Origin of the sequence: Aureimonas mangrovi (assembly GCF_014058705.1) — a bacterium.
Classification (GTDB): Bacteria; Pseudomonadota; Alphaproteobacteria; order Rhizobiales; family Rhizobiaceae; genus Aureimonas; species Aureimonas mangrovi.
The window spans coordinates 619,248-630,740 of record NZ_CP059692.1; the positions used below are offsets into that span (position 1 = coordinate 619,248).

The 11,493-nt window shown below is 62.6% G+C and carries 11 protein-coding genes, 1 tRNA gene and 1 pseudogene; 6 read left to right on the forward strand and 7 right to left on the reverse strand.

Annotation, left to right across the window (positions count from 1 at the left end; all coding sequences use genetic code 11):
• Positions 1 to 26: 26 nt before the first annotated feature.
• The 4 genes from H1343_RS02905 to rplU form a co-directional block, all read right to left on the reverse strand.
• Complete coding sequence (locus H1343_RS02905) at positions 27 to 602, reverse strand: DUF3833 family protein (RefSeq protein ID WP_185984473.1); 576 nt, start codon at positions 600 to 602, stop codon at positions 27 to 29.
• On the reverse strand, positions 599 to 1,162 hold the full coding sequence (locus tag H1343_RS02910; RefSeq protein ID WP_185984474.1) for a GNAT family N-acetyltransferase: 564 nt from the start codon (positions 1,160 to 1,162) through the stop codon (positions 599 to 601). The genes H1343_RS02905 and H1343_RS02910 overlap by 4 nt, the downstream gene beginning before the upstream one ends.
• Positions 1,163 to 1,293: 131 nt before the next feature.
• Positions 1,294 to 1,563, reverse strand: coding sequence for a 50S ribosomal protein L27 (gene rpmA / locus H1343_RS02915; RefSeq protein ID WP_185984475.1), 270 nt, complete (start codon positions 1,561 to 1,563; stop codon positions 1,294 to 1,296).
• 109 nt (positions 1,564 to 1,672) lie between these two features.
• Positions 1,673 to 2,182 carry a 50S ribosomal protein L21 gene (rplU, locus tag H1343_RS02920; protein ID WP_185984476.1) on the reverse strand — a complete coding sequence of 170 codons (510 nt, stop codon included), beginning with the start codon at positions 2,180 to 2,182 and terminating at the stop codon, positions 1,673 to 1,675.
• A gap of 516 nt (positions 2,183 to 2,698) precedes the next feature.
• Between rplU and H1343_RS02925 the strand changes: the two genes are divergently transcribed.
• A tRNA-Ser gene (locus H1343_RS02925) sits at positions 2,699 to 2,788 on the forward strand.
• 282 nt (positions 2,789 to 3,070) lie between these two features.
• Here H1343_RS02925 and H1343_RS02930 read toward each other — a convergent pair.
• Positions 3,071 to 3,826 carry an IclR family transcriptional regulator gene (locus tag H1343_RS02930; RefSeq protein WP_185984477.1) on the reverse strand — a complete coding sequence of 252 codons (756 nt, stop codon included), beginning with the start codon at positions 3,824 to 3,826 and terminating at the stop codon, positions 3,071 to 3,073.
• Positions 3,827 to 4,107: 281 nt separating this feature from the next.
• Between H1343_RS02930 and H1343_RS02935 the strand changes: the two genes are divergently transcribed.
• Genes H1343_RS02935 through H1343_RS02950 form a run of 4 tightly spaced genes read left to right on the forward strand, consistent with a single transcriptional unit; the run spans position 4,108 to position 8,183 of the window.
• Positions 4,108 to 5,100, forward strand: a complete 993-nt coding sequence (locus H1343_RS02935) for an ABC transporter substrate-binding protein (protein WP_185984478.1) — start codon at positions 4,108 to 4,110, stop codon at positions 5,098 to 5,100.
• 10 nt (positions 5,101 to 5,110) lie between these two features.
• Positions 5,111 to 5,878, forward strand: coding sequence for an ABC transporter ATP-binding protein (locus H1343_RS02940; RefSeq protein ID WP_185984479.1), 768 nt, complete (start codon positions 5,111 to 5,113; stop codon positions 5,876 to 5,878).
• A gap of 1 nt (position 5,879) precedes the next feature.
• A complete protein-coding gene (locus H1343_RS02945; protein ID WP_210270067.1) occupies positions 5,880 to 6,650 on the forward strand; it encodes an ABC transporter permease in 771 nt (256 codons plus the stop codon).
• 24 nt (positions 6,651 to 6,674) lie between these two features.
• Positions 6,675 to 8,183, forward strand: coding sequence for an amidohydrolase family protein (locus H1343_RS02950; RefSeq protein ID WP_185984480.1), 1,509 nt, complete (start codon positions 6,675 to 6,677; stop codon positions 8,181 to 8,183).
• A gap of 28 nt (positions 8,184 to 8,211) precedes the next feature.
• Here the strand turns inward: H1343_RS02950 and H1343_RS02955 are convergent, their stop codons facing one another.
• The gene (locus H1343_RS02955; protein ID WP_246333264.1) at positions 8,212 to 9,561 is read right to left on the reverse strand and encodes a PAN domain-containing protein; all 1,350 of its coding nucleotides are present in this window, start codon (positions 9,559 to 9,561) and stop codon (positions 8,212 to 8,214) included.
• A 43-nt stretch (positions 9,562 to 9,604) separates the two neighbouring features.
• Positions 9,605 to 10,870 carry a serine hydrolase domain-containing protein gene (locus H1343_RS02960; RefSeq protein ID WP_246333266.1) on the reverse strand — a complete coding sequence of 422 codons (1,266 nt, stop codon included), beginning with the start codon at positions 10,868 to 10,870 and terminating at the stop codon, positions 9,605 to 9,607.
• A 150-nt stretch (positions 10,871 to 11,020) separates the two neighbouring features.
• Between H1343_RS02960 and H1343_RS16930 the strand changes: the two are divergent.
• Positions 11,021 to 11,440: pseudogene (locus tag H1343_RS16930) on the forward strand (site-specific integrase); the annotation flags it as partial.
• Between the last annotated feature and the right edge of the window lie 53 nt (positions 11,441 to 11,493).

The window sequence follows — 11,493 nt, forward strand, 5'->3', positions numbered from 1 at the left end:
CTGGCTCTTTTCGTCTCGCGGCGTTCTTAGCGGTCGCCGCGCGCAGTGGAAAGGGTGGCGGGGTCTTTGGCGAAGACGACCCGCGACGTGGCGAGCGGCAGGCCGAACTTCGACACCACCACATGGTTGCGTACGGTTCCGCCCGCCTGACCACGCAGATGGTGGCGGAAGCGGAAGGTGCGCGCGCCGCCGCCAGGCGCGTGCCCCTCATAATCAAGGACCACGCCCGAGGTGCTCGAGGCACCGGACACGGGCACGGCTGGGGCGAGCGCCCCATCCGACATCTCGGTCTCGACCGTTCCCGAGACCGCGCCCGACGGGGACACCGCAAGCTCCCAGACCTGCAGCCGCTCTCCGTCGGCGAAGGCGAAGCGCTCCTCCAGTCTCAGGCTGTCTCCCTCCACCGTGCCCTCAAAGCGCGCGGTGAACGGCTCCTCGAACATGGCGAGGGTGAGGATCGACCCTTCGATGACGCTCCGCCCGGCGAAGAAGGCGGCGAGGTCGAACGCCTCGCCGTCCTGCGAAGGCTGGCGCGCCTGCCAGAAGAGCGCCGCCGCGAACGCGAAGACAGCCGCGACGGCGAGGAGGGCGAGTTGTTTCACCGCCCGCCCCATTCCTTGAGCGACTGCCAGCAGCGCCGGTCCATCCGGTACGTCTCGCTCGCCACGCGACCGACCGTGCGCGACACGTCCATTCCAGTGCCGGCATAATGGAAGCCGCACTTCTGGATGATGCGTCGCGAGGCGGCGTTGACGACGCGGCACCGCACCTCGATGCATTGGGCGCTGAGCGCTCCGAAGGCTTTGTCGATGGCGGCCTGCGCCGCCTCCGTCGCGTAGCCCTCGCCCCAGAACGGGCGGCCGAGCCAGTAGCCGAGTTCGAAGCTTGTCACCGCCCTTTCACGCGGCTGGAGCCCGACGACGCCGATGAAGGTGCCCCGCTCGCGGAGCGTGACCGCGAAGGCCCGCTCCTCCCCGAGGCCGGCAATGAAGGCGTCGGCATCCTCCAGCCGGTAGGGATGGGGTATGCGGGCGGTCATCTCGGCGATGTGCCGGTCGTTCGCCAAGGTGGCGATGGCCTGCGCATCGGTCTGGCGCACCGGCCGCAGCAGCAGCCTGCGCGTGAGAAGACACTCTTCGTCCTCGATCGTCTCTTCGCTCATCGATTTTCCCTCCAGGAACGCGAAAAGGGGAGATGGCGGCCCATCTCCCCTTCTTTCCGCTTCCCTGGCCCGATGAGGGTCTCAGGTGAGCGCCGGGTCGGTGGGACGCCGGCGCTCGAACTGCACCTGCGTCATTCGGCGGCTTCGGCTTTCGGCATCACGGCGACGTAGGTTCGCCCCTGCGACTTGCGCTGGAACGCGACGGTGCCGTCGGTGAGGGCGAACAGCGTGTGATCACGGCCGATGCCGACACCCGCGCCCGGATGCCAGCGCGTGCCGCGCTGACGAACGAGGATGTTGCCGGCGATGACGTTCTCGCCACCGAACTTCTTCACGCCGAGGCGCTTGGACTCGGAATCGCGACCGTTGCGGGAAGAGCCGCCTGCTTTCTTGTGTGCCATCGTTCAGTCTCCTGATCGTCTCCGGCGGCCGGGCTCGAAGGCCTCGCGGCGCGCCGCTTTCGTTTCAAATCTCGTTGCGCAAGGGCCGCGTCGGCGGCCTCTCTACGTCTTACGCCTCGTCGGCGCCCTCTGCCTTCTTCTTGGTGGCGCGGGGCTTCTTCGCAGCCGCCTCGGTCGCGGTCTCGTTCGTCTCGGCGTCTGCCTTTTTGGTCGCACGCTTCGGCTTCTCGGCCTTGGGTGCCTCGTCCGTCGCGCTCTCGGTCACAGCCGGGGTTTCGGCGGCGGCGGCCTTCTGCTCCTTCTTCGAAGGCTTCTGGCCCTCGGTCAGGATCTCCGAGATGCGGATCAGGGTCAGGTCCTGGCGATGGCCGCGCGTGCGCTTGGAGTTCTGGCGGCGGCGCTTCTTGAACGAGATGACCTTCGGGCCACGGACCTGATCGACGATCTCGGCGACGACGGACGCGCCGGACACGAAGGGCGCACCGATGGAGGTGCCGACCATCAGGACTTCGGCGAAGGAGACAGTGTCCCCAGCCTCGCCCGCCACCCGTTCGATGGTGAATTCGTCGTTGGCGGCGACGCGGTACTGCTTGCCACCCGTCTTGATGACTGCGAACATGAGAATCTGCCTTTGCGATGCCGGCTCTGGCGGACGAGCCACCGGGCGGCCTTTTTGTGGTTCTTGGATGACGCCCTTCGGGCACCGCGCGTTGCATAGCCGCATCGGCCTGTGCGGTCAAGGCTGAGCGGTGGCGCGGCATCGGCGACGGGGCAAGCTTTCTCCCATGCCCCTTGCCTTGGTGCCTCGCTCGATCCGCCCCGAAAGCTTCGCTCGACGATCCGTTCCGAGGACCATGCGATGGCCTCGCGCGCCTTTCGTCGGGACGATGGGCGGGGCCTTCTCCACCGCCCTTATCCTCAGCCGATTTCCGGTGCTGCTTGCGGCAGCGGCGTCTGGCCTACCGAGCCGGTTCGCAGTTGTGCACCCCGGCCGGTGCGGCTTGGCAAGCGCATATCTCCTCTTGCGAAATGCCGTCCGGCTTTGATATGGGAGCGCTCGCGTCTCAGGGCGCCATGACCACGGGGGCTTCGGCCCCTTGCTTTTTCGGGCAGCGTGATGCTTCCCGCCTCGGACGGAGAGGTGGCAGAGTGGTTGAATGCACCGCACTCGAAATGCGGCATGCCTGCAAGGGCATCGGGGGTTCAAATCCCTCCCTCTCCGCCAGCACAAGCCATTGATTTCGAACGAGAATCTGAGCGATTCCGGCTCATTTTCTAAGCCCGCTGGTTGCCTATCCCTAACAGCTGCTACGTTCAAAGCCACAACCGAGGCACAGCGGCAGCGAAATTTGTCTGGCGAACACGCTGACGAAAGTCCGATTGAACCGCTAACGCCGGCTGTGGTGCAGCGCAGGCGCTCCGTAGCCGTGGTTGATACAGCTGGCGCTGGGGAGTTCACGTCCATCTTCGCGAACGTAAGGGGCGCGGCCAGTCCGGATGTGTTCGTTCAGAAAGGATAGGCTCGAGCACCCAGCGTATAAGAAAGACGGCGTGCTGCCACGTGCAGTTCGGTGACCGTCGCTGGCACGGATGCTGCTGTCAGAGCATGCTGGGGTGCCACGATCCCAAAAGCAGCTACCAGACATTCACGATAACCGAAGATTGGCACTGCACAAGCTGCCAGGCCCGGAACGGTTTCGCCTCGCGCTTCGGCCCACCCCCGCCCCCGGACCATTTCGAGTTCACCATGCCATTGGCAAGGATCGGTGATCGTCTTCGGTGTAAGCCGCCGGAGTTCCAATTGTGCTGCTGGAGTGGCGCTTTCGTTCGGAGAAAACGCGACCAGCGCTTTCCCGGACGCAGTCGCGTGCAGCGCTAATGGCACGCCCACACGCCATTGCGTGTCCTCGAAGTGACGTCCTTCGAACGCGAGAATATGGCGACAAACGCTCCCGTCTCTCACGCTTATGAATACTGAATGTCCTGTGGACTCCGAACATCCGCGCATGATGGGCAGGGCTGCTCTGGTGATGGGACTTTCTGCAACAAACCGGATGCCGATAGAGAAGCTCTCGATCCCCACGGAATACCGTCTCGTTCTCGGATCTTGCGCGAGATAGCCCGTGTCACGAAGCGCGGAGAGGATGCGGGATGCATGACTTTTCGTAAGCCCTGCCGCTTGCGCCACGTCCATCACACCGAGAGGGGTGCTTGCATCCTTGAAAAGGCTCAGGATCCGTAGGCCGGCTTGGATCGACTTCATAAGACATCCTGCGGAAATGCGTAATCAACTGGCAAGTCACGCATCAATTCCGACCATAATGAGTAAAGTATAAGCAACGTCAAGAAAACATCTCCAAAGCCGCTTGACGGCGGCGCACGCAGCCGCAACGCTCCATCAAAGCAACAGTGTTTCCTATTTCGCAACTCGTCAATGCCGAGACGATCGTCAGTTTCGCCTCTTCAGCAGATTGGTTCACCCGCGTTGTTCGCTCCAGTCGATAATCTGCTGGAGCTTTTCCATGGACATAAGGAACTCCCCAGATGCCAAAGAGCTTAGCCAGTTTCTCAGCGGCACTTCTCGTCTTCGGCGCAGGCGCGGCTGGAGCGCAAGATCTCGAGCCTGTGGCGTTCCAGACGGATTGGATCCCGTCCGGCGAGCATGCGGCCTATTACGGAGCCTGGGAGAAGGGAATCTTCGCTGAGCATGGCCTCGACGTGACGATCACGCGCGGCTACGGCTCAGGCGATACCGTTATCAAGCTGGCATCGGGAAGCTTCGACTTCGGCGTCGCCGACGTGGGCGCTGTTCTGACGGGCCGTGCGCGTCAGGACGTTCCCGTCAAGGTCGTCTCGACCCTCTACTCCCACTCGCCTCATTCCCTCTTTGTCCTCGAAAGTTCCGGGATCACCGGCTTCTCGGACCTGGACGGCAAGCGTATCGGCATCACCCCGGGTAACAGCCACCGCGTCTACTTCCCCCATATCGCAGAGCAGTCGGGGACCGACGCTTCTTCGATCAACTGGGTCAACATGGATGGTGGTGCGATGGCCACTCAGCTGATCGCGGGCAATATCGATGCGGCCCCGTTCTATTCCATCCATCATTACTACCAGAACAAGGCCGCCGAGAGCGCTGGCGAGTCGATCGTGGTCTTGCCCTTCGTCGAGGCTGGGTTCGAGATCTACGCGGCCTCTCTGATTACGTCCGATCGAACGATCGAGGAGCGTCCCGAACTCGTCTCTCGGTTCGTTGCCGCTGTTCACGAGGCGTTCGAATGGGCGCGGGACAATCCTGAGGAGGCCTGCGAACTTCACGTCCAGCGGGTGCCCGAAGTGGCGATGGACGATTGCATGGGGTCGCTGAGTGCGACGTTGGAATTCGTGTTCAACGACCATTCGCGCGAGGCCGGTCTGGGCACTGTCGACGCCGAGCGTCTCGCTACGACCTGGCAGGCCGTTGCAGAAGCGGAAGGTCTGGATCTCGATTGGGATCCCACCCAAGCCTTCGACACGTCTTTCCTGCCGTCAGAGTAGGATGAGCGGGATGATCTCGATCAATGGCGTCTCGAAGAGTTTCGAGACGCGAAATGGTTCATCCGTGATCGCGTTGGACAACATCCAGCTGGACGTGGATCTCAACAAGTTCGTCTGTCTGGTCGGGCCGTCCGGCTGCGGAAAGTCGACCCTTCTGAGGCTTGTCGCAGGGCTCGTGCCGCCGACGCGGGGAAGCGTGTCCATCGAGGGCTCCACGGTCGAGTCGCCGCGCGCCGAAACCGGGATCGTGTTTCAATCTCCTACTCTGCTGCCGTGGGCGACGATCCTCGAGAACGTTCTCTTTCCGTCGCGGATGATGAACATCTGCACGGAACAGTCGGTCGAGCGTGCGCGCGAGCTCCTTACTTTGGTCGGCCTTGCCGATTTCGTGGATCGCTATCCGCGTGAACTGTCCGGGGGCATGCAGCAACGCGCGGGCATCTGCAGGGCGCTTGTCCACGATCCTCAGATCCTGCTGATGGACGAGCCGTTCGGTGCACTCGACGCACTGACGCGCGAAGAGCTCACCATCGAACTGCTCAGGATCTGGTCCGAGGCGCCTAAGACCATCCTGTTCGTCACACATTCCATTTCCGAGGCGGTCCTTCTGGCCGACCAGGTCGTGGTGATGTCGCCGCGTCCTGGTCGTATCGCCGAGGTGATCGACGTCGACCTTCCGCGTCCCCGAACCTTCAGCATGGAGTCCCGCGATGAGTTCCAAAAGTGCACCCAGCGCATCCGGGCTCTCATATTCGGAGACCGAGCCCAGGCCGCGTAGGTTGAAGAAGCTTCCCAGTTGGGCACAGGAGGCGCTGACGCCCCTGATCGTCATGGTTGCTCTCGTTGCCGTATGGGAGGCGAGCGTTCACCTGTTCGCCATTCCGGGCTACCTTTTCCCCGCACCCAGTGCGATCTGGGAGGCCTTGCAGGCCAACGCAGCGAACGTGGCCGGCCATACCCTGGCGACGGGTCGAACCATAACGTTTGGCTTCATCGCCTCGATCGTGGTCAGCCTGCCGCTTGCCGTTGCCATAACCTCGTCGCGAACGATGGCAAACGCCATCTATCCCTTTCTGGTGCTGACGCAGTCGATTCCGAAGGTCGCATTGGCCCCGATCCTGGTCGTGCTGATGGGCGCGAACGAGATGCCGCGCGTCGTGATCACGTTCCTTGTCGCCTTCTTTCCGTTGGTTCTCGCGATCGCGGCGGGGCTTCAATCGGTGCCGGTCGAACTGATCGAACTAGGGCGGGCCTGCCGCGCCAACCGATGGAAGGAGCTGGTGCGTATCCGTCTTCCCTACGCGGTGCCGTTCATCTTCTCGGGCTTGAAGGCAGCCATCACGCTGTCCGTGGTGGGCGCGGTGGTGGCCGAGTTCGTCAACGCCGATCGCGGCCTTGGCTATCTGATCGTCACCTCCACGGCGTTCTTCCAGGTGTCGTTGGCTTGGGCCGCCCTGATCGTCCTCTCGGTTCTCGGCATTGCCCTGTTTCAGATCGTCGCTCTGGTCGAGCGGCTGGCATTTCCATGGGCGAGCGATGCGGCTCGCTGAGCATATCGATAAGGCACGAATGACATGACGACTTCGACGGTTATTCGCGGTGGACTGGTCCTCGACGTGGATCGCGGCACCGCCGACGCACGCGATATCCTTGTCCTGGGGGATTCGATCCTGGCCATTGGGGCGCCCGGAATGGACGCGCCGGACGATGCGCAGATCATCAACGCCTCGCGGCGCCTGCTGCATCCCGGTCTGGTCAACGCCCATACGCATGGTCATGGGGTTCTCGCCAAGGGGATGGGTGATCTCTGGACGCTTGAACTCCTGCTTAATGCCGGACCTTGGATCGGTGGCGGCCGGCTTCTGGAGGACAAATACCTTTCGACCTTTGTCGGGGCCGTCGAGATGCTGATGAAGGGCTGCACGGCGGCCTACGACCTGACCGCAGAGTTTCCACTACCGACAGTGGACGGTCTGCACGCCTGCGCTTCGGCCTATGCCGACGCCGGAATGCGTGCCGTGGTCGCCCCTATGGTGGCGGAGTATTCGTTCTACGAAGCCATTCCGGGCCTCATGGAGGCGATCCCGGAGAATCTACGCGGCGAGGTTGAGCGCTTCCGGCTGGCCCCTCGCGAAGCGTGCCTTTCGGTCATGCGTGATGCCGTCCAGCGATGGCCGTTGGATCACGAGATCGTTCGCCCGGCGATCGCTCCGACCATTCCGCATCATTGCTCCGACGAATTTATGCTCGGCTGCGCCCGGATAGCCCGCGAGCATGGGCTTGGGTTGCACAGCCATGTTCAGGAATCGAAGGTGCAGGTCATAACTGGGATGCGGCGCTACGGGCGCACGCAGACGGCGCATCTCGACTCCCTCGGTCTGCTTGGGCCCGACTTCACGGTGGCGCACGGCGTGTGGCTGGACGACGAAGACATGCGTATCCTCGCCGGACACGGAGCATCCGTTGCGCACAACCCGAGCAGCAACATGCGCCTGGGCAGCGGCCTTGCGGACGTGCGCACGATGATGGACCTCGGCGTGAACGTCGGCGTCGGCACAGATGGAGCGAATTGCTCGGACAACCTGAACATGTTTGAGGGGATGCGTCTTGCCTCGCTCGTTTCAAAGAGCCGCTCACCGGACACGTCCGTTTGGCTGACGACCCGTGAGGTCGCCAGAGCTGCGACGGCTGGAAGTGCGCGAGCCCTTGGTATGGAAAAGATCGGACGGATTGCCGACGGCTACAAGGCCGATATCGTCTTCCTCGATCTCGATCATCCGAACTGGATGCCCGTCAACGACCCCGTCAACCAGCTTGTCCATACCGAAGACGGAACGGCCGTTCATTCGGTGATGGTCGGCGGGACGATGCGCGTCGAGAACAGGCAGCCTGTCGGGATCGATCTGTGCCGGCTGGCGCAGAAGGTCGAGGCTGCGCGAGAGCGGCTCGAAGGCGCAACTGAAGATGCTAAGATGCTCAGCCTCAAACTGGCAGACGTCGTTAATCAGCACTGCCCCGGCCTGGCCAGGCAGCCCTACCACATCCACCGCTACGGCGCGTGTCCTGATCATGCACGCCTATGAACCATGAGCCGATTGGGGTGGTTTGACTTCAATCCAACTCGATCATCGTCGCTTCGAACACCTCGAGCGACTTTGCACCGCTGACCATGCCCTCCATGGATCGCGGCTGCTCAACCGTGCCCTTCAGCCAGCATTCGGACTTGCGCTTCACGAAAGTGAAGGCGACGCATCTGTCGTTGGCGACACAGGCGAGGCGACATTGCTGCGGCGTGGTCGCGCCACCGTAAGAGCGGTTTGACAGGTCGCCGCCGGGAATGTCGATGTCCTCGAAGATTCCGGCTTTCGGATCGATGATACCCATCGTGACCGAACGAGGGTCCGGATCGCTGGCGCGCAGCAGTTCGCCGGAGATCGCGACGAGATTGCCGTCCGCGGTGCCTCGCCGCGATTTCAGGAAGCAGTTCGGGCCGCGTGCCACGCGCTCGTCCGTGTTGAACGTGAAGGCCTTACACTGGTCGCCAGCCGTCAGGCACTCGACCGCGCAGGCCGGTGCGTTGGCGACGCGCCTTGACGCGATGTCCTCACCGAAGAAGTCCAGTCCGCTGTAGAGCGCCATCCGGTTCGGCCGGCGTGCGTAATCCTCGATCGCTGACAGTCGTGAGACCGACGCGTCGCCGAGGCTGGGGCTCGCGCGGTTGGGAGTGTCCGGCACGATCTCCGCAGCTTCAATCGCGCTCTTCACCTCCTCGCTATCGGCCGGCTCGACCGACGCGACGGGCGTCGACGGGGTTGTTTCGCCGCGCCTACGATTGATGCCGTAACGCTCGATCTCGGCCGCCGTGAAAACATACATGTCTTCGGGCGGGGTCCGGAACATGATCGTCAGAACCTCGATCGGCGTGTCGAAGTGGTTCAGGACATCGAGGATGTCGGAGATCGAAAGCTGGGCGCTGACAAGGTCGCCGGAGCCGGACGAGATCTGATGAACTCCGAGCTCTCCGTCAGCTTGGCGCTCGGCACCAGCGAGGAAGATCAGCGAGCACGCCGAGTAACAGCTGGAGCCGGTCGGGATCAAGGTCGAGAGGTTCCGCGAATGGATGTCGTCCGCGATCAGCAGTCCCATCGCGACCAAGCCGCCGTCGCTGTTCAACACGACTAGTTCGGCATCGGGTGCCGCCGTGAGCGCGCGGCGGAAGTTCAGCGCATCACCGCCACCGATGTAGCCATCCAGGCGAATGACGTTCGGCTGGCCATCGTCGATTCGAGAACGGGCCAAATGTTTGGGTTTCGGCGCTGACGGGGCGCTCGTGACCGCGACCAGCATGACGACAAAACAAAACAGGAGACGCACGCCGACGCACGCGAAACCCTCGGTGTTTACACATCGCCACTGATTATAGACAAGTCGAGGTTGCAATACGAGGGAGAGCCAGATCACACCGCATCTGGTTGATGCTCGCTGCAATGTCGATCGGCGTTGGCTACTCCAACGCTGCGGCGACAGCGTCGAAGAAGACCAGCGGATCGATCGGCTCTTTGCCGGTCGGCTTCGGCTGCGCGCCGAAGGTAACTATCACGACGTTCTTCGCCGGGTTGATGTAGATGTTCTGCCCTTGGATCCCGATTGCGGCATAGGCTCCATCGGCGATGGCTGGCTCGGTCCAGCCCGTCCACCACATGTAGCCGTATTCAAGCTCGGTGCCATCCTTCAGCGTCGTCGGCCCGGCGGCCTCCTGGGTCCAACCCTCGGGGAGAATCGATGCTCCGTCAATCTCGCCGTCTTTCAGAAAGAAGAGACCGAAGCGCCCATAGTCCCGCAACGTGGCACTGATGCCGCTTCCGCCGATCTCGACGCCATCGGGCGAATCCAGCCACCAGCTGGCGTCCGCTTCCATCCCATAGGGAACCCAGATCTTTTCGGAAAGATACTCCGCCAGCGGCTTGCCGACGGCGCCGCGCACGATCTCGCCGAGGACCTGTGTTTCGCCGGTGCTGTAGTTGTTGACCGTGCCCGGTTCGGCTGCACGAGGCAGTCCAGCCATGATCTCCATCGCCGATCCCGGACGCTGGGCGATCTGCGCATCGAGGAGCGCTCGTCGATCCGAAGACGGGTCGGTGTAGGTCTCGTTCCACTGGACGCCGGATGACATCATCAGCACATCTTTGACCGTCACGCCGTCGTATGCGCTGCCTTCCAACGCCTCGACGTAGTCGGTGACCGGAGCATCCAGCCCGTCGATAAGACCCTCTTTGATTGCGACCGCGGCAAGGGTCGACGTGATTGACTTCGCCACCGACATCGACATCCATCGGGTTTCCGGCGTGTTGCCGCGCTGGTAGGTCTCGTAGGCGATCTCGCCGTCCTTCAAGACGAGAAGGGCGGTGATGTTGTCGAGAGCCATGAAGTCGTAGAGGTCGTAGGTCTCACCATCGACGTCGAATTCGACACTGCCCAGCGATTGTTCTGCCATCGGCAGTTCACGCGGGTCATCGCCTGCCGCAATGGCGCGGGTCGGAAAGAGACGATCGATGTTCCGGAAGGTCGAGACCGCTTCGTCGGGAAGGAGCGTGCCGTTGTAGACCTGCTCGACCGTGCCGATCGTTTCCTCAGCGTGCAAGTAAGTGCTCTCTTGCGCCGAAGCTGCGATGGTCGGGGCGAAGAGCAGCATAGCGCCGATCTGGGCAATCTCGCGAACATGTAGAGACTGCGTTGCCTTGCGTTTGCAGTGCATTTGACCCTCATCCATCACATGATGCCCGTGGCCACTCTCCGCGAGAGATGGTGCAGGTGCAAGCGGTGTCGTCACTTGACTGGCGTAGCTCGAGAACGCCCGGATAAACCTTGGCGCTCCTCCCAGGGCGTCCTACGCGATCGTCAGGAACCACTGGAGATTGCAGTGGCGACGATCGGAAAGCTCAGGGGACGCTGGCAAGCGCAGGTGCGCCGCCGGGGGATGAACCCGAGAGCCAAGTCCTTCGACACGAAAACCGAAGCCGAACGCTGGGCGCGCGCCCGGGAAACGCAGGTTGATCGGTTCGGTGCTGCGCCAGACACGGCGATCCTCGAAAGTACTACGCTTCACGATCTCCTCGAGCGTTACCAGCGCGAGGTCACCCCAACGAAGCGTGGCAGAGAACAGGAGCATCAACGCATCGACGTGCTTCTCCGGCATGACGTCGGACACCGGACGCTGATCGGTCTGGCAGCGTAAGACTTTGCTGCCTACCGTGACGAGCGTCTCCAAACGGTCAGGCCCGCGACGGCACTTCGAGAGATCGCGATCCTATCGCACGTTCTCGAAGTTGCGATCCGGGATCGGAGCTTTCATCGATACTATGATGCACTCGGCACGCCGGTCGAGTACGAGGC

Coding starts and splice junctions, on each gene's coding strand:
- H1343_RS02910 (WP_185984474.1), bottom strand. CDS start 1,162: ATGAGCGAAGAGACGATCGAGGACGAAGAGTGTCTTCTCACGCGCAGG.
- rpmA (WP_185984475.1), bottom strand. CDS start 1,563: ATGGCACACAAGAAAGCAGGCGGCTCTTCCCGCAACGGTCGCGATTCC.
- rplU (WP_185984476.1), bottom strand. CDS start 2,182: ATGTTCGCAGTCATCAAGACGGGTGGCAAGCAGTACCGCGTCGCCGCC.
- H1343_RS02930 (WP_185984477.1), bottom strand. CDS start 3,826: ATGAAGTCGATCCAAGCCGGCCTACGGATCCTGAGCCTTTTCAAGGAT.
- H1343_RS02935 (WP_185984478.1), top strand. CDS start 4,108: ATGCCAAAGAGCTTAGCCAGTTTCTCAGCGGCACTTCTCGTCTTCGGC.
- H1343_RS02940 (WP_185984479.1), top strand. CDS start 5,111: ATGATCTCGATCAATGGCGTCTCGAAGAGTTTCGAGACGCGAAATGGT.
- H1343_RS02950 (WP_185984480.1), top strand. CDS start 6,675: ATGACGACTTCGACGGTTATTCGCGGTGGACTGGTCCTCGACGTGGAT.
- H1343_RS02960 (WP_246333266.1), bottom strand. CDS start 10,870: ATGGATGAGGGTCAAATGCACTGCAAACGCAAGGCAACGCAGTCTCTA.